This is a genomic window from Stenotrophomonas sp. 78350_Sma, from assembly GCF_056482105.1.
On record NZ_CM151182.1, the window covers coordinates 815,969 to 835,486 of the forward strand.

Genomic DNA, 19,518 nt, shown 5'->3' on the forward strand with positions numbered 1-19,518 from the left:
ATCATGACAGAAATGGCGGGTAGGGGGTTTATTGATTCGGCCGCATCAATGAGACTGCGCTCCCCCACCGATCCAGACCGCCGATGCCTCCCCTCAAATACCCGCGCTGGGCGCTGACCCTGCTGGCCACCGCACAGCTGATCATCGCCCTGGATGCCACCATCATCTTCGTCGCCCTGCACGACATGGGGCGCGCGCTGCAGATCAATGCGCAGCAGCTGCAATGGGTGGTCAGTGCCTACACCGTCGCCTTCGGCGGCAGCCTGCTGCTGGGAGGCCGTGCCGCCGACCTGATCGGCCGCCGCCGTTTCTACCGGCTGGGCATGCTGCTGTTCGCACTGGCGTCGCTGCTCGGTGCGCTGGCACCGAATGCCACCCTGCTGATCATCGCGCGCGCCGCGCAGGGCGTCGGTGCGGCCCTGCTGTTCCCCGCCACGCTGGCACTGATCAACACGCTGTACGCCGAAGGCCCGGTGCGCAACCGCGCGCTGGCGATCTGGAGCATGGCCAGCGCGGTGGGCCTGGCGCTGGGCACGCTGCTGGGTGGCGTGCTGACCCAGGCGTTCGGCTGGCCGGCGGTGCTGGCTGTAATCGTGCCGCTGGCCACCGCTTGTGCGGTCGCTGCTGGTGCGTGGCTACCGGCCGATGGCCCGCAGGTGCGAGGCCGCTCCTTCGACCTGGCCGGTTGCCTCACCGTCACCGCCGGCGGCAGCCTGCTGGTCACCACCCTGGTGCAAGGGCCGGAGTGGGGCTGGACGGCGCCGGCCACGCTCATCTGCCTGCTGCTTTCAGCGGTACTGCTCACGGTGTTCGTGCAGATCGAAAAGCGCAGCCGTGACCCGCTGATGCAGTTTTCGCTGTTGCGCCTGCCGGGCCTGCGCGCGGCACTCGGCCTGACCTTCGCCTTCATGAGCAGCTATGGCGTGCAGTACTACTTCCTGGCGCTCTACTTCCAGGATGGCTACGGCTGGAGCCCGCTTCAGGCCGGCATGGCGTTCCTGCTGCCGACATTGGTGTGCACCTTCGGCATCCGTATTGCCGAACGCATGCTGCGGCGCCGTTCGCCACGACAGGTACTGGCCTGGGGCTTCGCCGCTGGTGCCATCGGCATTGCCGCGGTGGCGCTGGCGATGCCGCATGGCGCCAGCTACTGGCCGCTGCTGCCGGGCATCGTGGTGCTGAGCGTGGGCCAGGGCATGAGCTGGACAGCAATGTGGATCGTGGCCGGCCAGGGTGTGCCGGGGCCGCAGCAAGGCGTCGCGTCTGGCATGGCGGCCACCGCCCAGCAGATCGGTGGCGCTTTGGGATTGGCGGTACTGGTGATGATCGCCAACGCCGCGCGTGGCGCGCAGGCGGCAACGAGTCCCGATGCCCTGCAGGGCATGGTCAATGCACAGTACGGCGCCGCGCTGTTCGCCGCGCTCGGCGTGGTGATCGCGCTGGGCCTGCGGCCGGCGCCGGTAGACTCGGCTGCAACTACCTGCCTGAGCAACGAAGCATGATTGCGCTGCTGGACCTGCGACAGACCCTGCACGCCTTCGCAGCCTGCAACGATGATGATGAGGTGTACGGCTCCTTCGGTTGGGTGCACGCCACCGATGACGACCTGCTGCAGGCGCGCTTCTGGTTGCCACCCGATGAGGATGCCGCCTTCGATGAGGAGAGCGAGGTGCCGGTCGAAGCGCGCGCGCTGGGCCTGGGCACGCTCCTGGAACCTGCGACGTTTGCGGATGTGCTCGACGTGCAGAAGCGGCAGCGTCCGTTGTCTTCGTTGCACGACTACGCGCAGGCGCTGGCGTACTACGCCGAGTACGACGCGTTCCAGCAGGTGGAAGGCGTTGACGAGGCACTGGGTGAAGCGGAAGCTGCGGAACAGGTGGCTGCACGCGAGGCAGGTGTGGGCACAGGCATCTTCGCGTCCTTCGATCTGGCGTTGAACGCGTGCCCGGAGGTGCGGATCAAAGCTGCAGCCCAACGCGTGGCGCGGCTGCTGGAGATTCCGGTGGGCGATGCATTGGCGCGCTGCCGCGCGTTGCCGTTGCTGCTGGGCGAAGCCCTGGACCGCAACCGCGCGCAGGCGATCAAGGATCAGTTCGAAGCGATCGGTGCGACCGTGCAGGTATACGGGTTCAAGCCGTTCCCGTGGATGGAGGCTCCAACGTTGCGGTAGTGCCGGCCTCTGGCCGGCAATGCAATGATCCAACTACCCTGAGGTTGCCGGCCAGCGGCCGGCACTACCGATCAGGAATGGATCCACGCGCGTTCAACCGAACGCCAGCAACTGAGGCTGCAACGCGCTGAAGATCCGCGCCAGCCGATCCGCCCACGCGAGCTGCCCAGCCACATCGGCAATCAGGTCCTGGCGGATTTCCAGTTCCACGTGCACCAGCCCACGGCCTTCGCCATGCACCGGCACCGCGTAGTCGCTGGTGCTGCTTACCGAATACGGTTCGTTGTCACCCACCACCAGGTCGCCCTCGTCGCGCAGTGCGTGCAGCAGCGCATGCGCAAAGCGCGTGTCCTGGTGGTAAAGCACGCCGGCATGCCACGGACGCTGCGTGCCGTTCATCGCCGGGGTGAAGCTGTGCATCATCACCAGCAGGGTGGGGCGGCCGGCATCGCGGCGTGCATCAAGCTCGGCGTCGATGCGCGCGTGGTAGGGCGCGTGGATCGCATCGATGCGCTGCTGGCGCTGCGCTGCCGACAGCCCGGCATTGCCTGGCACCACGGTGTGGTCGCTCACTTCCGGAATCAGCGTTGGCGACACCAGCGGGCGGTTGCAGTCGATCAGCAGCCGCGAATAGGTCTGTTCGATCGCCCAGGCATCCAGCCGTTCGGACAGTGCACGGGTGGTGCCGGCAATGCCGATGTCCCAGCCGATATGGCGGTCCAGTTCGGCCTGCGGCAAGCCCAGGCCTGCAAGGGCACGCGGCACCTGCTGGCCGGCATGATCGGCCAGCAGCAGGAACGGCGAGGCGCCCTGCGGCCGGTGGATCGTGTGGATCGCCGGGTCGTCTGTGCCCAGAAGCGCAGGCAGCGCGTGCAGATCGGCGTCAGCCACGCGGGCGTCCATCCAGGTGGTGCTCGATCATCCACAGTCCGGCCCACAGCTTGGCGTCCAGCTCGTAGCCTTCGCCCATCTTCTGCACCAGCCACGCGGCGGCCTGCGCGCGCGGAATCTCATGCACGATGATGTCTTCGCTGTCGTCACCACCGCCCTCACCAACGCGGCGCAGGCCGGTGGCACGCACGAAGGCGATCTTCTCGCTGCTGGCGCCGGAGGAGGTCGGGCCTATCAGCAGCACTTCGGCGTGATCGGCGGTCCAGCCGGTTTCTTCTTCCAGTTCGCGCACGGCCGAAACTTCGATCGATTCGCCTGCATCGATGTCGCCGACCAGGCCGGCCGGCATCTCGATGGTGGGCGCCTGCAGCGGTACGCGGAACTGTTCGACGAACAGCACGTTGTCGTCAGGGGTGACCGCGATGATGATCGCCGCCAGGCCACCGGCATGGGTACGCTCGCTGTATTCCCAGGTGCCTCGCACCAGCATGCGCTGGTACTTGCCTTCATAGACGACGCGCGGGGCTTCGGTATTGCGCTGGCTCATGCGGGCTCGCTGTGGGTGGGAAGAATATCGGGCACGCCGGCGGCATCGAACAGCCGGCGGCGGGTCATCGGGCCGAAGCGCAGGGTCTGGCAGAGGCCGCCGAGCAGCTCGGGATCGGCGTTCTGGCGCAGCAGGCCGGGCTGGCTGCCTTCCAGCGGCGCGTCCAGCGCGATGGTGGTGAGCTGGCGCCAGAGCAGGGCGTGCTCGCGCTGCTCGCGCAGGCGCACTGCCATCTGTGCGGCGCCGCGCAGGCGCAGGAACGGCACTTCGTCCAGGCGTTCGTACAGCACATCCATGCTGCCGAAATGGGCCAGCAGCACGGCGGCGGACTTGCTGCCGACACCACTGACACCGGGAATGTTGTCCACCGCGTCGCCACACAGCGCCAGGTAATCGGCGATCTGGTGCGCATGCACGCCATGTCGTGCCTTCACCCCGGCCACGTCCCAGCGCTGGTTGCGTGCGTAGTCCCACTGTTCGTCGTGGTCCAGCAGCAGCTGCGACAGGTCCTTGTCGGCGGAGATGATCACACCGCGGTGGCTGCCACGGTGCACATGCAGGGCGCTGCCGATCAGGTCATCGGCCTCGTATTCATGGTGGGCCAGAACGGCAAGGCCCAACGCCGCGCACAGCGCCTTGCAGTGCACGAACTGGCGCTTGAGCGCCTCCGGCGCCGGGTCGCGGTTGGCCTTGTAGGCGGGGTACAGACGGTGGCGGAAGCCACTGTCCAGCGCTTCGTCGAAGGCGATGGCGATGTGACGCGGGCGCTCGCGCTCCAGCAGGTCCAGCAGGAAGCGGGCGAAGCCGTGCACGGCATTGGTCGGCCAGCCCTGCGCATCCTGGAACTGATCCGGCAGCGAGTGCCAGGCGCGGAACACGTAGATGCTGGCGTCGACCAGGTACAGCGACGGCGGTGGTACCGGCAGGGTCATGCCGGTGGCGTCCAGTCGCGCAGCAGGGCGGCCGGATCCGGACGCTCGCGCTCGGGCACAGCGGCCTTCGGCGTGCCGACATGGATGAAACCGGCGATGCCTTCGCCCTCGGCCAGGCCCAGGTAGGCGTGCACGGCGGGGTCGAAGGCCATCCAGGCGGTCAGCCACTGCGCGCCGAAGCCCAGCGCCTGTGCGGCCTGCAGCAGGGCGAAGCAGACGCAGCCGGCGGTCATCAGCTGTTCCTGCTCGGGCACCTTCGGGTCCGGGCGCGGGCTGGCCACCACCACGATCACCAGCGGCGCATGGCTGAAACGCTGGCGGTCCTTCTCGAATACCGCCTCGCCGGCATGCGGGTCGCGCTGGCGGCTGCGCTCGGCCAGGAAGTCGCCCAGAGTGTGACGTGCATCGCCGGCGATCTTCAGGAAGCGGAACGGCACGCGCTTGCCGTGATCGGGCACGCGCACTGCCGAAGCCAGCATCCGCTGCAGGGTGGCCGGATCCGGGCCGGGCTCGGCCAGTTGCCGCGAAGGCACGGAGCGGCGGGCATCCAGGGCAAGCAGGGCAGCGGGGTCGGGCATGGAGTCTGAACCGGTCATCACGGGTGTTTGATTATAGTCGGGGTGGTCAATGACGCCGTCTGTGTCGCGTCCTGCCCCTGAATATCAAACTGTGATGAACATCATGCCACTGGCGGGAAAGGGACGACCGCTTCCTCTCGCCTCGTGGGCCTCGCACGGCTTACGATATCTATCTTGCCGGGCCGCCGGTCATGAGGTTTGAAGTGAGGACTGTTTCACTGTCCGTGACGGGCTGGCCGGCCTACCATCGACGTACCGGTACATGGGGTGTACCGGCCGTCGCGATGTCCATGCTGTCTGTCGTACCAGAGAAGGTGGGGAGCCTTCCCGAATGATGAGCGCGCCCACACCGATGGGATCGCCGGGCCGTGACCCGGCCCAGCTTCAGCGTGCCCGGGACATGGTCCTGCCGGCGCTGTGCCAGGCTTTCGGGGCCGCACTGGCGCGTTTCGACGATGCACTGTTCGATCGGGCCGGCAATGCAGGCTCGTCGCAGCTGCTGTTCCTGGATGCGATGCGCGAGCTGCGCCGCCGCCGTGAGGACATCGCCGCCGCCTTCGCCGGCCACCTGCAGCGGGCCTGGGATGCACTGGCCAGTGGCGAGCCGCTGTCGGCCGAAGCCACCCTGTCCGGGCCGGCCGAGGATGGCCTGAGCCTGCTGGCTGAACATGTACTGGAGTCGCGGTTGGCGGTGCGCAATTTCGCCACCGTGCTGCTGCGCGACTTCAAGCCGGTGCTGGCGCGGCTGGACCGGCGCCTGGGCCGCTTGATCGGCGGCGCCGAGCTGGATGCCGACCACAACCCGGTCAGCCCCGAACACCTGGGCGTGGCCATCCATGAGGCCTTTGCCGGCTGCGAGCTGGCGCCGGAAGTGCACCTGGTGCTCATCAAGCTGTGCGAGCGCGACCTGCGCGCGCCGGTGGGCCGTATCTACGAGAAGCTTGACGAGCAGCTGGCCGCCGCTGGCGTGATGTCGCAGATGGGGGCGCCGCGGCGTCCGCTGTCGGCCGCGCCCGACCCGCGCATGGCGCCGGGCGCGGACGATCTGGTCGAGCCGCGCCACGCGGCGGGCTTCGAATCCGACTTCAGCGATGATGAACAGGCCGCACCGGCCTGGGCGCAGCGCTTTGCCGCGCGCTGGTCCGAGCGGCGTGGCCACATGCAGCAGCACCTGGGCGCCGAAGACGGCGACACCGGCGAGGCCCATGCGGGCCAGCAGGGCATGCTGCTGGAGGCGCTGCACGAACTGCTGCAGCAGACCCGCCACGTGCGCGAGGACGCGACGTCGGCCGCACAGGTGGCGATCGGCCAGCAGCGTCCGCTCAGCCAGCGCGAGATGATGTCGGTGCTGTCGCTGCTGCAGGCCACGCCCAGTGCGACGCTGCGTGCGGCCATCGGCGAGGATGGCGAATCCCTGGCGCAGCGGCTGAAGAGTGAAGTGCTGTCCAGCGCCACCCGTCTCGGCGTCGATCCTGGCCAGACCCGGCTGGACCCGCAGGACGAGGACGCGATTGATCTGGTCGGCATGCTGTTCGATGTGATGCTGGACGAACGCGAGCTGGAAGGTCGCTCGCGCGAGCTGATCGGCCGCCTGGTCGTGCCCTTCGTCAAGGTCGCGATGCTCGACCGCCGCATGTTCGTGCAGAAGACCCACCCGGCACGCAAGCTGCTCAACTCGCTGGCCGAGGCCTGCGAAGGCAACACTGGCGAAAGCCAGGCCGAGCGGATGCTGATGGCCAAGGTCGAGGAGATCATCGAGCGCCTGGTCGCCGAGTTCAACGAGAACCTGGCGATCTTCCTGACCCTGGAAGAAGAATTCCGCGAGTTCCTCGTGCAGCACCGCCGCCGCGTGGAAATCGCCGAGCGCCGCGCAGCCGAAACGCAGCGCGGCCAGGAAAAGCTGGAAATGGCCCGCAGCCGGGCCGGTGCCGAACTGGACCGCCGCATCGGCGATGCCACCCTGCCGCCGGCCATCGCCGGGTTCCTGCGCCAGCCATGGCAGCACCACCTGACCCTGGCGCTGCTGCGCGAGGGCGAGGAGGGCGCGTCGGTGACCGAGGCACTGAGCCTGGGCGACGGCCTCCTGGAGGAAGTGGCCGAGGCCCGCCGCCAGATCGTCGGCAAGCCGTGGCTGCAGGCCTGGCAGCCGGTGCTGGCCAAGGTGTTCGCCAGCGTGGGCGTGCACGGCGATGCCGCTACCGGTGCCATCGACGCCCTGCATTACACCCTGCAGGGCATTGCCGAATCGCGGCCGGAACTGCAGCGCGCGCTGCCGGAGCTGCCACAGGTTGCCTTGCCGGCGCCGCCGGTGGCTGAATCGCCGGCGGTGGAGTTGAGCGGCCAGATCGATGCCGATGATTTCGACAATGCCGACGCCGATCGCTTCCGCCGCATGGAAATCGGCAACTGGCTGGACTTTGTCGACAAGGACGGCAAGGTGCAGGCAGGCAAGCTGTCCTGGGTCAGCCCGATTTCCTCGCGCCTGCTGTTCGTCAACCGCCGCGGCGTGCGCTTCTGCGTGGCTTCGCCGGAGGAGCTGGCGGTGATGGTGCGGCTGGGACGGCTGCGTGCGCACGTGGATGACGGTGCCTTCGACAGCGCGATGCAGGGTGTGATCGATCGGCTGGACCCGGGCAGCGCAACACTGCACTGAGCCGTGGCCGCCTGCTAGGATCGGGAAAACTCACCGATCAGCGGGGACCTGCATGGCCGTGGCGTTGCTGGGGATCAAAGAGACCGCGCCGGGCGAACGGCGCGTGGCGTTGACGCCGGAAACCGCGCGCAAGCTCGGCGCCCTGGGCATCACTGTCTGGTACGAGCCCGGTGCTGGACTGGCCGCGGGTTTCACCAATGCAGCGTATGACGATGCTGGTGCCCGCGCGTTCGATGCCAGCCGCTGGGCCGAAATCGACATCCTGTTGTGCGTGCAGGCGCCGGCGGCGGCGCTGCTGGAACAGCTCAAGCCGGGTGCCACCGTGGTTGGCCTGTTGACTCCTGCCAGTGATCCGGCCCTGGCGGCATTGGCTGCCGATGACCGCCTGCACTTGTTCCCGCTGCAGCAGCTGCCGCGCACCACCCGTGCGCAGGCGATGGACGTGCTCAGTTCGCAGGCCGGCATGGCCGGTTACAAGGCCGCGCTGATCGCCGCCGAACGCGCACCACGCTTCTTCCCGATGCTGACCACCGCTGCCGGCACCGTGCGGCCGGCCAAGGTGCTGGTGATCGGTGCTGGCGTGGCCGGACTGCAGGCCATTGCCACCGCGCGCCGGTTGGGCGCACAGGTGGAAGGTTTCGACGTGCGCCCGGAAACCCGCGAGCAGATCCAGTCGCTGGGCGCGCGCTTCCTGGACCTGGGGGTGAGCGCGGCCGGCGAGGGCGGCTATGCGCGCGCGCTGACCGACGAGGAGCGCGCCGAGCAGCAGCGTCGGCTGGCCGACCACCTGCGCGGTGTGGATGTGGTGATCTGCACGGCGGCGGTACCGGGGCGCCCGGCACCCACCATCGTCACTGCCGCAATGGTGGAAGGCATGGCCACCGGCAGCGTGATCGTGGACTTGGCGGCCGAGAGCGGCGGCAACTGCGCACTGACCCAGCCGGGGCAGTGCATCGAGCATCAGGGTGTGACCATCGATGGCCCGCTGGGCCTGGCCAGCCGCGGCGCGACCCAGGCCAGCGAGATGTATGCGCGCAACCTGCTGAACTTCGTCGCGCTGTTCGTGCACGAGGGGCAGCTGGCGTTCGACTGGGAAGACGAGTTGCTGGCCAAGACACGCTGGCTGGCGTGAGTCGGTAGATCCACGCCATGCGTGGATGAACGGCCCCGTGTGCGGACCAAGGTCCGCACCCACCCTGCGGATGCCAGCGTTACCGCGGCTTCGCCGGCGGTGGGTTGTCGCGCACCCAGTCCTTTCGCTGTTCCGGCGTCATCTGCGACCAGCGCTCGCGCAGTGCGTCGCGCTGCGCGGGGGGCAGTTCCCGCATCTGGCCGAACAGGGCCCGGGCCTGCTCACGCTGTTCCGGGCTCATGTGCTCGAAGCGGCGCAGGCCACGGCGGGCCTTGTCGCGTTCCTCAGGGCTCATCGTCTGCCACCGCTGGCCGTGCGAGAGCATGCGCTGGCGCTGGCCGGCATCGGCGCTGTTCCAGCGGTCACGCAGCGGCGCCAGCAGCGATTCCCGCTGAGCTTCGCTCAACTGTTCCCAGGCCGGCAGCGGCGTGGCCGGCGCAGGGCGTGCCGCAGGGGCGGGCGCGGCGCTCTGCGCCAGCGCCGGGAGGGCCGGCAGCAGCAACAGAGTCATCAGCAGGGGCAGGGTGTGCAGTCGGGACATGATTCACTCCATCGCCAGGTCGGTATCGCCCAGCCACAGGTACAGATCGGGATTTTCGTCGTAGAGCGCGCTGTTGTCTTCCACCGAGGCAAGCACAGGTGCCGGCGCCGGGCCCGTCAGCGTGCCATGGCCAGTGAACTGCAGGCCGATACCCAGTGCCACCACCAGCGAACAGGCGCTGGCCAGCCACCAGCGCAAGCGCCCGCGATGGGCGGCCGTGGCGCCGTGGCGGGCCTGGCGCAGCCGTGCCAGCGTGGCCGGCGACAGCGCCTGCAGCGACTGCGCGTGCAGGCTGCGCAGGATGTCATCGGAGGGCAGGGAGCGGTTCACGGGTGGGTCTCCAGGTAGTCCTGCAGCGCCTGCCGGGCGCGTGCCAGGTGGGTTTTTACCGCGCCTTCGCTGCAGCCCATGGCGCGGGCGGTGGTGGCCCCGTCCAGGTCCTGCAGCACGCGCAGGGTGAAGGCTTCGCGCTGGCGGGCGGGCAGGGTGCGCAACGCGTCCACCAGCTGCTGGTACTGCTGGCGCTGTTCATGCGCCTGTGCGGGGTCCGGGCCGGGATCGGCCCAATCGATCTCGCCGCCTTCCGCATCCTGGTTGTCGCGCCAGAACGGCAGGCGGAAGCGGCGCCGGCGCTGCACGTCGATCACGCGCCGGCGCAGGATGCTCCAGAACAGCGGCGCCCATTCGGCAGCCGGCTTGTCGGCGTAGTCCAGCATGCGCAGCAGCGCGTCCTGCACCGCGTCCATGGCGTCGTCGCGCTGGCGCAGGCCGGCCTCGGCGAAGCGGAACGCACGCGGGCCAACACTGGCCAGGAACGCTTCCAGCGATGCTGGCAGTGCATCGGTCTCGGCGCTCGGGGGGACGGGGCTGCTCACCAGCACAGGGTACGGTTCCTCGCTCGGGGTCACCATCGACAACGCGTGAGTGCGGCTTCGGTTGACGCCGGGTGCGCACCGGGTTCAGCCCATGGTTATGATGGGACGACGAAGACAGAGCGGGAGCGTTGCCAGTGAGTGACGGGTTCGTGGCGCTGTACATCTTCATGCTGGCGGCCATCGCCGGCCACGTGATCATTTCGCGGGTGCCGGTGATCCTGCATACCCCGCTGATGTCGGGTTCCAACTTCATCCACGGCATCGTGCTGATCGGCGCGATGGTGGTGCTGGGGCACGCGCAGACACCGCTGGAAAAAGCCCTGGGCTTCCTCGCCGTGGTGCTCGGTGCCGGCAACGCCGCCGGTGGCTACGTGGTCACCGCGCGCATGCTGGAAATGTTCAAGCCGAGCGCGCCCAAGGGCGGCAAGGACGAGCCGAAGGAGCCGCAGGCTTGAACATCAGCACCGTCGAACTGCTCGATTGGCTGGTCAAGGCCAGCTATCTCGTCGCCGCCACGCTGTTCCTGCTGGGCCTGCAGCGCATGGCCTCGCCGCTGACCGCGCGCAGCGGCATCCGCTGGGCCGGGCTGGGCATGCTGCTGGCCACGGTGGCGACCGTCTTCCTTCCCGAACTGCACAACGTGCCGCTGATCCTGGTGGCGCTGCTGCTGGGCGCGGGCCTGGCCTGGTGGTCGGCCGGCAAGGTGGCCATCACCGACATGCCGCAGATGGTGGCGCTGTACAACGGCATGGGCGGTGGCTCGGCGGCGGCCATCGGCGCGGTGGAACTGCTGCGCTACGCCTTCCTTGCCAATCGCGATACCAGCCACTGGAGTGCGCAGGCGCTGGCCGACCTGGCCGCGCGCCAGCCGTCGGGCATGGTGCTGCTGCTGGCGGTGGTCGGCGCGGCGATCGGTGCGGTGTCGCTGTCCGGTTCGGTGATTGCCTGGGCCAAGCTGGATGGCCGGCTGGACAAGCGCGTGACCTGGCCCGGCCAGCAGGTGATGAACCTGCTGGTGGCACTGGCGGTGGTGGTGCTGGCGATCATCGCGGCCAGCACGCTCAACACCTGGGCGATCGTTGCCTTCTTCGTGCTGGCGCTGGCGCTGGGCGTGCTGATGACGCTGCCGATCGGTGGCGCCGACATGCCAGTGGTGATCTCGCTGTACAACGCCTTCACCGGCCTGGCGGTGTCGTTCGAAGGCTACGTGCTGGGCAACGAGGCGTTGATCATCGCCGGCATGATGGTCGGCGCGGCCGGCATCCTGCTGACCCGGTTGATGGCCAAGGCGATGAACCGGCCGATCCGTAACGTGTTGTTCTCCAACTTCGGCGGTGGTGCTGGCGGGGAAGCGCAGGCGATCAGCGGTTCGCAGAAGCCGATCGAGGCGTCGGATGTCGCGGCGATGATGGCCTACGCCGAGCGCGTGGTGATCGTGCCTGGATACGGCATGGCCGTGGCGCAGGCCCAGCACAAGATCTGGGAACTGGCGCAGCGGCTGGGCCAGCGCGGGGTCAAGGTGAAGTTCGCGATCCACCCGGTGGCCGGGCGCATGCCTGGGCACATGAACGTGCTTCTGGCCGAGGCGGGCGTGCCCTACGACCTGATCGCCGACATGGACGACATCAACCCGGAGTTCGCCAACACCGACGTGGTGCTGGTGATCGGTGCCAACGACGTGGTCAATCCGGTGGCACGCACCGACCCGGCCAGCCCGATCTACGGCATGCCGGTGCTGGACGTGGTCAACGCGCGCAACGTGGTGGTGATCAAGCGCGGCAAGGGCACTGGTTTTGCCGGCATCGAGAATGCGCTGTTCTATGCCGACAACACCCGCATGCTGTACGGCGATGGTGCGGAAGCGGCAGCGTCGCTGGTGAGCGAACTGAAGGCGCTCGACGGCGGGCATTGAGGTCCGGCTGCATCCGGTGGGTGCGGACCTTGGTCCGCACGCTCTTGCCGGCCAGCGGCCGGCACTACCCTCCCATCCACGCATGGCATGGATCTACCCGCGCATCCCCGGTAGCGCCGGGCCATGCCCGGCGGGCGCAGCAAGCGGCACGCTCAGCGCGCCAGCCAGGCACCCACGGCGACACCCACGGCCAGCCAAAGCCATTCCACGGCGCCATTGGCCAGGGTGATCAGGGTCCAGGCCAGGTGCGGGCCCATGCGCAGGCTGGCGTCCCACAGGTCCAGCCCGATCGAGCCGCCCATCCAGGCGCTGGCGATGGCCCAGTTGGCCGCGGCGGCCACCAGCAGGGTGCCCAGTACGACCAGGGCAATGCGCAGCCGGCCCGGGCCCAGCGTGCCCATGCGCAGCATGAACACCAGTTCCAGGGCGGTCAGTACCGCCATCCAGCCGACCTGCCGGCCGGTCATCAGCGCCAGCACCATCCAGGCAAGGGGAGCAACAACCAGACCCAGCAACAGCATGATGGGCCAGAGCCAGGTCACGGTCCTGGCACGCGCGGCATTGGAGGACATCGAAGCTCCCTGAAGATCAGCCACAGGATACTGTGGTTTGCCGCAGTGCACCGGCGGCCGCGGGGCGGCTGGGCTAGAATGCCGTCTTGCGTGGCCCCGGCCACGGCCCCATATCGGTACCCATGTATTCCCGTAGCAGCGAACCTGTCCACTTCGAACGCGATTGCGAGGCCGTGATGGTCCCGCAGGGCGACACCGTGACCCTGCCCGCCGGCAGCTATGGGTACATCACCCAGGCGCTGGGCGGCAGTTATTCGGTGTTCGTCGAGGGCAACCTGTTCCGCATCGCCGGCAAGGATGGCGACGCCATCGGCAAGGAGGCGCCGGCACCGCTGGAACTGCCGGCCGACGCCACTGATGAACAGGTGGAACAGCTGGTATGGCAGCAGCTGCGCACCTGCTTCGATCCGGAAATTCCGGTCAATATCGTCGAACTCGGCCTGGTTTACGAGGTCGAGATCAAGCACTTGGATGAAGGCCAGCGCGAGATCGACGTGAAGATGACCCTGACCGCACCGGGCTGCGGCATGGGCGACATCCTGGTCGACGACGTGCGCAGCAAGCTTGAAATGATCCCGACGGTGGCCGAGGCCGACGTCGACCTGGTGTTCGACCCGCCGTGGAACCAGCACATGATGTCCGAGGCGGCCCGGCTCGAGACCGGCATGCTTTGACCCAGGGCCCGCAGTGACGCGGGCCCGGCACTACCCGCAACCAGAACAGGAATCCTCCGGTGTCCCAGTCCATCCCCAGCTTCGCCGTCACCCGTTCGGACCACCCGCGCAGCGCTGAAGAGCGCGCCCAGATCCTGGAGAAGCCGGGCTTCGGCCTGCATTTCACCGATCACATGGTGGAGGTGCGCTGGGACAAGGATGCCGGCTGGCACAACGCCAACGTGCGTGCCTACGGTCCGCTGCAGCTGGATCCGGCCGCAGCCGTGCTGCACTACGGTCAGGAAATCTTCGAAGGCATCAAGGCCTACCGCCATGCCGATGGCTCGATCTGGACCTTCCGTCCGGATGCCAACGGCCGCCGCCTGCAGCGTTCGGCACAGCGCCTGGCGCTGCCGGAACTGCCGGTGGAGATCTTCGTCGAATCGCTGAAGCAGCTGATCGCCGTGGACAGTGCCTGGGTGCCGTCGGCTGATGAGTCCAGCCTGTATTTCCGTCCGTTCATGATTGGCGATGAAGCCTTCCTTGGCGTGCGCGGCGCGCACAAGGCCGGTTACTACGTCATCGCCAGCCCGGCCGGCCCGTACTTCGCCAAGGGCGTCGCCCCGGTGTCGATCTGGCTGTCCACCGAATACGCGCGCGCGGCCAAGGGCGGCACCGGCGCCGCCAAGTGCGGTGGCAACTATGCTGCCTCGCTGCTGCCGCAGCAGAAGGCGCAGGCGCAGGGCTGCTCGCAGGTGCTGTTCCTCGACCCGGTGGAAGGCAAGTACCTGGAAGAGCTGGGTGGCATGAACGTGTTCCTGGTCTACAAGGACGGCACGCTGGTGACCCCGGAACTGTCCGGCAGCATCCTCGAGGGCATCACCCGCGAGAGCATCCTGCAGCTGGCCCGCGACCGCGGCATGAAGGTCGAAGAGCGCAAGGTCACCATCGACGAGTGGAAGAACGGCGTGGCCTCCGGTGACATCGCCGAAGTGTTCGCCTGCGGTACCGCCGCGGTGGTCACCCCGATCGGCCAGCTGAAGGGTGAGGGCTTCTCGGTGGGCGATATCAACGCCCCGGCCGGCGAGGTGACCATGTCGCTGCGCAAGGAACTGACCGACATCCAGTACGGCCGCCTGCCGGACCGCCACAACTGGCTGGTCAAGCTGGGCTGATCGCCCGCGGTCAACTGTAGAGCCGAGCCCACGCTCGGCCGGTTTTCCGGAAAGCCCGTCCCAGTGACGGGCTTTCTGCGTTGTGGGCCCGCCCGCCAGACCGCAGCAGGTGATTGCTTGACGCAAATAGGTTTGCGATGCAAACTGAATTCAAGCGACCCCGGTGGAGCGTGTCATGCAGCAGCCGTCCGTCATTGATCCTTCCTCGCGCCTGCAGGCGCTGACCCGTGAGTACTCCCGGTACTCGCGAAGTGCCGGGGGCCTGTCGGCGATGGCAGGCGGCTTCGCCTGCCTGGCCTCGTTCCTTGCCGGCGCCCTGTTGCCGACCACCCTGGCGCTGCGCATCGTGCTCATTGCCCTGCCGGTGTTGTGGATCGTCGGCAAGCAATGGCTGGCACGCCGTTACTACCAGCGGCTGGGTCAGGTCGAGGAGCAGGTCACGCCGGTTGAACGCAATTTCCAGCGCTTCTTCATCGCCTTCACCGCGCTGGTAAGCGTGCTGGTGATCGGCAGCGTGCTGCCCCGGATGGTGCCGATGGGCGAGTTGCCCTGGGATCTGCGCGCCATCGGCTATCTGGTCGTGGTGGCACTGTTGCCCTGGATGGTGTGGCGCTGGCTGCGTACGCCGCTGGAGTTCATCGTGGGCGTGTTCCTGCTGTGCCAGGCCGCGCTGGCCTTCACCGGGCAGGCGTATGGCTTCGGCCCGAGCACCGCCGTGTTCCCGTTGGCATCCATCGCGCTGATCGTGGTCGGTTGGCGTGACCACCAGCGCTTCCAGCGGCTGCAGGTGGAGATGCGCGCGTTCATGGCGGCGCGGACGAACGTCGAATGACCCAGCTGCCTGATTCCAGAGCGTTGCTCCAGCTCGACCGCTTGATCCATGAGCCGGCACGGCTGCTGATCCTGTCGATCCTGGCAGGTGCCGAATCCGCCGAGTTCGGTTTTGTCGAGCATCTCAGCGGGTTGAGCAAGGGCAACCTCTCCAGCCATTTGAGCAAGCTTGAAGCGGCAGGGCTGGTCGCCATCGACAAGTCGTTCCGTGGCAAGCGCCCATTGACCACCTTGCAGTTGACGCCGATGGGCCGCACTGCCCTGGCCGAGTACCGCACGCAGCTGGCGGCGATCGTTGCCGGCATTCCCGATCCGGATCGAAAGGACTCCTGAAATGACATTGCTCCCGCGCCTGTTTGCAGTTCTGGTTGTTTCCTTCTCTGCCCTCACCGGCGTGGCCGCGGCCGCAGATCCGCGCCAGCAGGGAGCCGCGCTGACCGCGCAGTTCTACGAAGGGCACATCGATGCCCTGTGGGAACGGATGACCCCGCAGATGCAGGCGGGGCTGCAGTCCCCGCAGAGCCTGGTGGCGCTTCGCGAGCAGGTGCTGGCGGGCTGGGGCACGGAAACCGAGCTGGTCAGTGAGAAGGTCGAGAAGGTTGATGGGTTCGACACCTATCTGCGGCAGGCGCGCTTCGCCAGGAGCCCGGCCATCATCCAGGTGCTGTGGGCCATCGATGCCGACGGGCGGATCGGCGGCTTCTACATCCGCCCGCTGCAGACCACGCCGCCGCAGGCCGCGGCGAGCGGGTTCCTCGACTACCAGACCCGCACACGGCTGCAACTGCCGTTCGATGATGAATACTTCGTGTTCTGGGGCGGGCGAACTGTCGAACAGAACTACCATGCGGCCCATGCCGGCCAGCGCTTCGCGCTGGATCTGCTGATGATCCGCGATGGCCGTTCGCACCGTGGCGATGGCCTGCGCAACGATGACTACTACTGCTTCGGTCGCCCGATTCTCGCACCGGCCGACGGCACGGTGGTGGAGGTGATCGAGGGGGTCGCCGACAACGTGCCGGGCCAGATGAATGCCGCCCAGCTCACCGGCAACCGCGTCATTCTCGATCACGGCAATGAGGAGTACTCGGTGCTGGCGCACCTGCGCCAGGGTAGTGTGCGCGTCGCCCAGGGACAGGTGGTCCGCAGTGGCGCGCACCTCGGTGACTGTGGCAACAGCGGCAACTCGTCCGAGCCGCACCTGCACTATCAGCTGCAGGCCGGGCCCGTGTTCGGTGTCGGCGAAGCGCTGCCGGCACAGTTCTCCGGCTACGTGGCCGATGGCCAGCCGGTTGTACGCGGTGAACCGGTCAAGGGGCAGCGTATCCGGCCTGCCGGCGTTGCGCAGGCGAAATAGCCAGCGCGTCCAACGCAGCGGGCAGGGCACCGTGCGGATGCTGCGCGACCGCTGGTGTGGGCAGTCGACGCCGATGTCGGCAAAGTCATTCCAGGACACGTGACGACCCAGTCAGGTCTGTGCAGGACACGAGAAAGTTCCTTCACCTTCACAAACCCTCGACCCGAAAAGTCTCAGAACGAACATTTCATCTTGCTGAAAAGACGCTGAAAATCTTGTGGTGTCCGGTTTCGGCCTTTAGCGTCATCTGCACGGCGGATCGTTAGGGGGATCCGCTGACTCACCGGACTTCGAACCTCGCCAATGCAAGCCAGCCCATGGTTCGGGCCGGTGCTTCTGCCGATTCCGGCATTCACACCACAAGAAAGGGAAATACGATGTCCCAGGTAACGCAACCGCGTGTGCGTCGAGTGTGGGTGGTCCTTGGTGCGTCCGTTCTGTCATCGCTGCTGCTGGCCACGCCTGCGCTGGCCGGTGATGTCCAGCTCAGCGGCCTGCAGTCCGCTCCGACGCACCAGCGTTTCATCGTGAAGTACCGCGACGGCAGCGCCGCCGTGGCCAGCACCACTGCGCTGGCTTCGTCGCTGAAGACGGCCGCCGCTGGCCTGGCCAGCAGCCAGGGCCGCGCGCTGGGCCTGCAGGAGGTCCGCAAGCTGGCCGTTGGCCCGACCCTGGTCAGGACCGATCGTCCGCTGGACCGGGCCGAATCCGAGCAGCTGATGCGCAAGCTGGCCGCCGACCCGAACGTGGAATACGTCGAGGTCGATCAGATCATGCGTGCGACCCTGACCCCGAATGACACCCGCTTCAGTGAGCAGTGGGGCTTCGGCACCACCAATGCCGGCATCAACATCCGGCCGGCCTGGGACAAGGCCACCGGCACCGGTGTCGTTGTCGCGGTGATCGATACCGGCATCACCAACCACCCGGACCTCAACGCCAACATCCTGCCCGGCTATGACTTCATCAGCGATGCGGCGATGGCGCGCGATGGCAACGGCCGCGACAACAACCCGAACGATGAGGGCGACTGGTACGGCGACAACGAGTGCCAGGCCGGTTACCCGGGTTCGAACTCCAGCTGGCACGGTACCCACGTCGCCGGCACCGTGGCAGCAGTGACCAACAACAGCACCGGCGTGGCCGGTACCGCGTTCAACGCCAAGGTCGTGCCGGTGCGTGTGCTCGGCAAGTGCGGCGGCTACACCTCCGACATCGCCGATGCGATCGTGTGGGCTTCCGGCGGCACCGTCAGCGGCGTACCGGCCAACGCCAACCCGGCCGAGGTCATCAACCTCTCGCTCGGTGGCGGTGGCAGCTGCTCGACCACCTACCAGAATGCGATCAATGGTGCGGTCGGCCGTGGCACCACCGTGGTGGTTGCCGCTGGCAACAGCAACACCAACGTGTCCTCGTCGGTGCCGGCCAACTGCCCGAACGTGATCGCGGTGGCGGCCACCACCTCGGCCGGTGCGCGTGCCAGCTTCTCCAACTATGGCAATGGCATCGATATCTCGGCACCGGGCCAGGGCATCCTCTCGACCCTCAACAGCGGCACCACCACGCCGGGCAGCGCCAGTTACGCCTCGTACAACGGCACCTCGATGGCGGCACCGCACGTGGCCGGCGTGGTCGCGCTGATGCAGTCGGTCGCTCCGAGCCCACTGAGCCCGGCGCAGGTCGAAAGCATCATCAAGAGCACCGCACGTCCGCTGCCGGGCGCCTGCTCGGGTGGCTGCGGCGCCGGCATCATCGACGCCAATGCCGCCGTGGCTGCGGCGATCAACGGTGGCGGCAATCCGAACCCGGGTGGCAATGTGCTGCAGAATAACGTGCCGGTGACCGGCCTGGGTGCTGCGACCGGTGCCGAGTTGAACTACACCGTTGCGGTTCCGGCTGGCAGCACCCAGCTGCGCGTGGCGATCAGTGGCGGCAGCGGTGATGCCGACCTGTATGTGCGCCAGGGCAGTGCCCCGACCGATACCACCTACACCTGCCGTCCGTACCTGAGCGGCAACAGCGAGACCTGCACCATCAACAGTCCTGCCGCCGGCACCTGGTACGTGCGGGTGAAGGCGTACAGCACCTTCTCGGGCCTGACCCTCAACGCCCAGTACTGAGCCCAAGCCCCTCTCCATGGGCACGCCCCGGCCTAGGCCGGGGCGTTTTTGCTTTGGGCAGGTGCCGACCTTGGCCGGCACGCTGTTCCTCAGACCGACTCGAAGCGGTTCGCGGCCACGTTCTTGCGTACGTGCTGAGGGTCGAAGATCCGGCCGTTCATGGCGATGTACACGCCGCTCGGCAGCGACTGCACCGCACCGATCGCGCAGCCGATGTTGAACTCCGCATCCGAACCTCGGAAACGCGCCGGGCTGAGTGCGCCGGTCATCACGATGGTCTTGTCCGGGATCGTCGCCAGCACCTTGCCGGTCTGCACCATCGAATCGGTGCCGTGAGTCACCAGCACGTGGCGGGTCGGCTGCGCGGCGATGGTGGCGCGGATCAGTTCGCGGTCCTCATCGTTGATGTGCAGCGAATCCTTGCGCAGGATCGGAATCACGTTGAAGCGGAACGTCACGCCCAGCTCGCGCAGGATCATGCCGATCTGGGGGTCGCCGATCTGGTAGTCCGACTTGTCGTCGAAGTAGATCTTGTCGATCGTGCCACCGGTGGTGACGACCAGGAGCTCTTCCATCATG

Annotated in this window: 21 protein-coding genes; 12 read left to right on the plus strand and 9 right to left on the minus strand. The window is 67.6% G+C overall.

Annotation, left to right across the window (positions count from 1 at the left end; translation table 11 throughout):
- Positions 1-83 precede the first annotated feature (83 nt).
- The gene (locus ACZK4H_RS03595; protein ID WP_099552739.1) at positions 84-1,502 is read left to right on the plus strand and encodes an MFS transporter; all 1,419 of its coding nucleotides are present in this window, start codon (positions 84-86) and stop codon (positions 1,500-1,502) included.
- Entirely contained in the window at positions 1,499-2,170 is a 672-nt protein-coding gene (locus ACZK4H_RS03600) for a DUF7716 domain-containing protein (protein ID WP_099552738.1), read from the plus strand. The genes ACZK4H_RS03595 and ACZK4H_RS03600 overlap by 4 nt, the downstream gene beginning before the upstream one ends.
- A gap of 93 nt (positions 2,171-2,263) precedes the next feature.
- Here the strand turns inward: ACZK4H_RS03600 and ACZK4H_RS03605 are convergent, their stop codons facing one another.
- From ACZK4H_RS03605 to ACZK4H_RS03620, 4 genes are read right to left on the minus strand one after another with little or no spacing between them, the layout of a single operon-like run.
- Complete coding sequence (locus ACZK4H_RS03605) at positions 2,264-3,061, minus strand: N-formylglutamate amidohydrolase (RefSeq protein ID WP_099552761.1); 798 nt, start codon at positions 3,059-3,061, stop codon at positions 2,264-2,266.
- Positions 3,054-3,608, minus strand: a complete 555-nt coding sequence (locus ACZK4H_RS03610; protein WP_099552737.1) for an NUDIX hydrolase — start codon at positions 3,606-3,608, stop codon at positions 3,054-3,056. The genes ACZK4H_RS03605 and ACZK4H_RS03610 overlap by 8 nt, the downstream gene beginning before the upstream one ends.
- Positions 3,605-4,540 carry a 5'-3' exonuclease gene (locus ACZK4H_RS03615; protein ID WP_099552736.1) on the minus strand — a complete coding sequence of 312 codons (936 nt, stop codon included), beginning with the start codon at positions 4,538-4,540 and terminating at the stop codon, positions 3,605-3,607. Before ACZK4H_RS03615 ends, ACZK4H_RS03610 begins: the two co-directional genes overlap by 4 nt.
- A complete protein-coding gene (locus ACZK4H_RS03620) occupies positions 4,537-5,118 on the minus strand; it encodes a nitroreductase family protein (RefSeq protein ID WP_099552762.1) in 582 nt (193 codons plus the stop codon). The genes ACZK4H_RS03615 and ACZK4H_RS03620 overlap by 4 nt, the downstream gene beginning before the upstream one ends.
- A gap of 331 nt (positions 5,119-5,449) precedes the next feature.
- Between ACZK4H_RS03620 and ACZK4H_RS03625 the strand changes: the two genes are divergently transcribed.
- Together ACZK4H_RS03625 and ACZK4H_RS03630 are read left to right on the plus strand one after the other, a co-directional pair.
- Positions 5,450-7,771: a DUF1631 domain-containing protein gene (locus ACZK4H_RS03625; protein WP_099552735.1), complete on the plus strand. Its 2,322-nt coding sequence runs from the start codon at positions 5,450-5,452 to the stop codon at positions 7,769-7,771.
- A gap of 52 nt (positions 7,772-7,823) precedes the next feature.
- Positions 7,824-8,903: an NAD(P) transhydrogenase subunit alpha gene (locus tag ACZK4H_RS03630; RefSeq protein ID WP_099552734.1), complete on the plus strand. Its 1,080-nt coding sequence runs from the start codon at positions 7,824-7,826 to the stop codon at positions 8,901-8,903.
- Positions 8,904-8,982: 79 nt separating this feature from the next.
- Here ACZK4H_RS03630 and ACZK4H_RS03635 read toward each other — a convergent pair whose 3' ends face one another.
- The 3 genes from ACZK4H_RS03635 to ACZK4H_RS03645 are packed head-to-tail and all read right to left on the minus strand — an operon-like array spanning position 8,983 to position 10,355.
- Positions 8,983-9,444 carry a DUF3106 domain-containing protein gene (locus ACZK4H_RS03635; RefSeq protein WP_012479217.1) on the minus strand — a complete coding sequence of 154 codons (462 nt, stop codon included), beginning with the start codon at positions 9,442-9,444 and terminating at the stop codon, positions 8,983-8,985.
- 3 nt (positions 9,445-9,447) lie between these two features.
- Positions 9,448-9,774 carry a hypothetical protein gene (locus ACZK4H_RS03640; protein WP_099552733.1) on the minus strand — a complete coding sequence of 109 codons (327 nt, stop codon included), beginning with the start codon at positions 9,772-9,774 and terminating at the stop codon, positions 9,448-9,450.
- Positions 9,771-10,355, minus strand: coding sequence for an RNA polymerase sigma factor (locus tag ACZK4H_RS03645; RefSeq protein ID WP_099552732.1), 585 nt, complete (start codon positions 10,353-10,355; stop codon positions 9,771-9,773). Before ACZK4H_RS03645 ends, ACZK4H_RS03640 begins: the two co-directional genes overlap by 4 nt.
- 98 nt (positions 10,356-10,453) lie before the next feature.
- On the opposite strand from ACZK4H_RS03645, the gene ACZK4H_RS03650 reads away from it, so the two are divergent.
- Positions 10,454-10,774, plus strand: a complete 321-nt coding sequence (locus ACZK4H_RS03650) for an NAD(P) transhydrogenase subunit alpha part 2 (RefSeq protein ID WP_005408173.1) — start codon at positions 10,454-10,456, stop codon at positions 10,772-10,774.
- Entirely contained in the window at positions 10,771-12,231 is a 1,461-nt protein-coding gene (locus ACZK4H_RS03655; RefSeq protein WP_099552731.1) for an NAD(P)(+) transhydrogenase (Re/Si-specific) subunit beta, read from the plus strand. The genes ACZK4H_RS03650 and ACZK4H_RS03655 overlap by 4 nt, the downstream gene beginning before the upstream one ends.
- 152 nt (positions 12,232-12,383) lie before the next feature.
- Here ACZK4H_RS03655 and ACZK4H_RS03660 read toward each other — a convergent pair whose 3' ends face one another.
- Positions 12,384-12,803 (minus strand): hypothetical protein, encoded by a 420-nt coding sequence (locus ACZK4H_RS03660; protein WP_099552730.1) that lies wholly within the window; start codon positions 12,801-12,803, stop codon positions 12,384-12,386.
- A gap of 122 nt (positions 12,804-12,925) precedes the next feature.
- Here ACZK4H_RS03660 and sufT point away from each other — a divergent pair, with 122 nt between their 5' ends.
- The 6 genes from sufT (at position 12,926) to ACZK4H_RS03690 (ending at position 18,939) form a co-directional block, all read left to right on the plus strand.
- Complete coding sequence (sufT, locus tag ACZK4H_RS03665) at positions 12,926-13,477, plus strand: putative Fe-S cluster assembly protein SufT (RefSeq protein WP_012479222.1); 552 nt, start codon at positions 12,926-12,928, stop codon at positions 13,475-13,477.
- Between the two features lie 59 nt (positions 13,478-13,536).
- A complete protein-coding gene (locus ACZK4H_RS03670) occupies positions 13,537-14,631 on the plus strand; it encodes a branched-chain amino acid aminotransferase (protein WP_099552729.1) in 1,095 nt (364 codons plus the stop codon).
- A gap of 175 nt (positions 14,632-14,806) precedes the next feature.
- Positions 14,807-15,463 carry a hypothetical protein gene (locus tag ACZK4H_RS03675; protein WP_099552728.1) on the plus strand — a complete coding sequence of 219 codons (657 nt, stop codon included), beginning with the start codon at positions 14,807-14,809 and terminating at the stop codon, positions 15,461-15,463.
- The gene (locus ACZK4H_RS03680) at positions 15,460-15,795 is read left to right on the plus strand and encodes a transcriptional regulator (protein WP_046985218.1); all 336 of its coding nucleotides are present in this window, start codon (positions 15,460-15,462) and stop codon (positions 15,793-15,795) included. Before ACZK4H_RS03675 ends, ACZK4H_RS03680 begins: the two co-directional genes overlap by 4 nt.
- Before the next feature lies 1 nt (position 15,796).
- A complete protein-coding gene (locus tag ACZK4H_RS03685; protein WP_099552727.1) occupies positions 15,797-16,819 on the plus strand; it encodes a M23 family metallopeptidase in 1,023 nt (340 codons plus the stop codon).
- A 377-nt stretch (positions 16,820-17,196) separates the two neighbouring features.
- Complete coding sequence (locus ACZK4H_RS03690) at positions 17,197-18,939, plus strand: S8 family peptidase (protein ID WP_099552726.1); 1,743 nt, start codon at positions 17,197-17,199, stop codon at positions 18,937-18,939.
- 89 nt (positions 18,940-19,028) lie between these two features.
- Here ACZK4H_RS03690 and ACZK4H_RS03695 read toward each other — a convergent pair whose 3' ends face one another.
- The gene (locus tag ACZK4H_RS03695; protein ID WP_010481766.1) at positions 19,029-19,514 is read right to left on the minus strand and encodes an asparaginase domain-containing protein; all 486 of its coding nucleotides are present in this window, start codon (positions 19,512-19,514) and stop codon (positions 19,029-19,031) included.
- Positions 19,515-19,518 lie beyond the last annotated feature (4 nt).

What these genes read in the sequence shown, in the direction of transcription:
- ACZK4H_RS03610 (WP_099552737.1), bottom strand. Translation starts at nt 3,608, where the DNA reads ATGAGCCAGCGCAATACCGAAGCCCCGCGCGTCGTCTATGAAGGCAAG.
- sufT (WP_012479222.1), top strand. Translation starts at nt 12,926, where the DNA reads ATGTATTCCCGTAGCAGCGAACCTGTCCACTTCGAACGCGATTGCGAG.
- ACZK4H_RS03630 (WP_099552734.1), top strand. Translation starts at nt 7,824, where the DNA reads ATGGCCGTGGCGTTGCTGGGGATCAAAGAGACCGCGCCGGGCGAACGG.
- ACZK4H_RS03620 (WP_099552762.1), bottom strand. Translation starts at nt 5,118, where the DNA reads ATGCCCGACCCCGCTGCCCTGCTTGCCCTGGATGCCCGCCGCTCCGTG.
- ACZK4H_RS03685 (WP_099552727.1), top strand. Translation starts at nt 15,797, where the DNA reads ATGACATTGCTCCCGCGCCTGTTTGCAGTTCTGGTTGTTTCCTTCTCT.
- ACZK4H_RS03690 (WP_099552726.1), top strand. Translation starts at nt 17,197, where the DNA reads ATGTCCCAGGTAACGCAACCGCGTGTGCGTCGAGTGTGGGTGGTCCTT.
- ACZK4H_RS03600 (WP_099552738.1), top strand. Translation starts at nt 1,499, where the DNA reads ATGATTGCGCTGCTGGACCTGCGACAGACCCTGCACGCCTTCGCAGCC.
- ACZK4H_RS03660 (WP_099552730.1), bottom strand. Translation starts at nt 12,803, where the DNA reads ATGTCCTCCAATGCCGCGCGTGCCAGGACCGTGACCTGGCTCTGGCCC.
- ACZK4H_RS03645 (WP_099552732.1), bottom strand. Translation starts at nt 10,355, where the DNA reads ATGGTGACCCCGAGCGAGGAACCGTACCCTGTGCTGGTGAGCAGCCCC.
- ACZK4H_RS03675 (WP_099552728.1), top strand. Translation starts at nt 14,807, where the DNA reads ATGCAGCAGCCGTCCGTCATTGATCCTTCCTCGCGCCTGCAGGCGCTG.
- ACZK4H_RS03625 (WP_099552735.1), top strand. Translation starts at nt 5,450, where the DNA reads ATGATGAGCGCGCCCACACCGATGGGATCGCCGGGCCGTGACCCGGCC.
- ACZK4H_RS03595 (WP_099552739.1), top strand. Translation starts at nt 84, where the DNA reads ATGCCTCCCCTCAAATACCCGCGCTGGGCGCTGACCCTGCTGGCCACC.
- ACZK4H_RS03635 (WP_012479217.1), bottom strand. Translation starts at nt 9,444, where the DNA reads ATGTCCCGACTGCACACCCTGCCCCTGCTGATGACTCTGTTGCTGCTG.
- ACZK4H_RS03615 (WP_099552736.1), bottom strand. Translation starts at nt 4,540, where the DNA reads ATGACCCTGCCGGTACCACCGCCGTCGCTGTACCTGGTCGACGCCAGC.
- ACZK4H_RS03680 (WP_046985218.1), top strand. Translation starts at nt 15,460, where the DNA reads ATGACCCAGCTGCCTGATTCCAGAGCGTTGCTCCAGCTCGACCGCTTG.
- ACZK4H_RS03695 (WP_010481766.1), bottom strand. Translation starts at nt 19,514, where the DNA reads ATGGAAGAGCTCCTGGTCGTCACCACCGGTGGCACGATCGACAAGATC.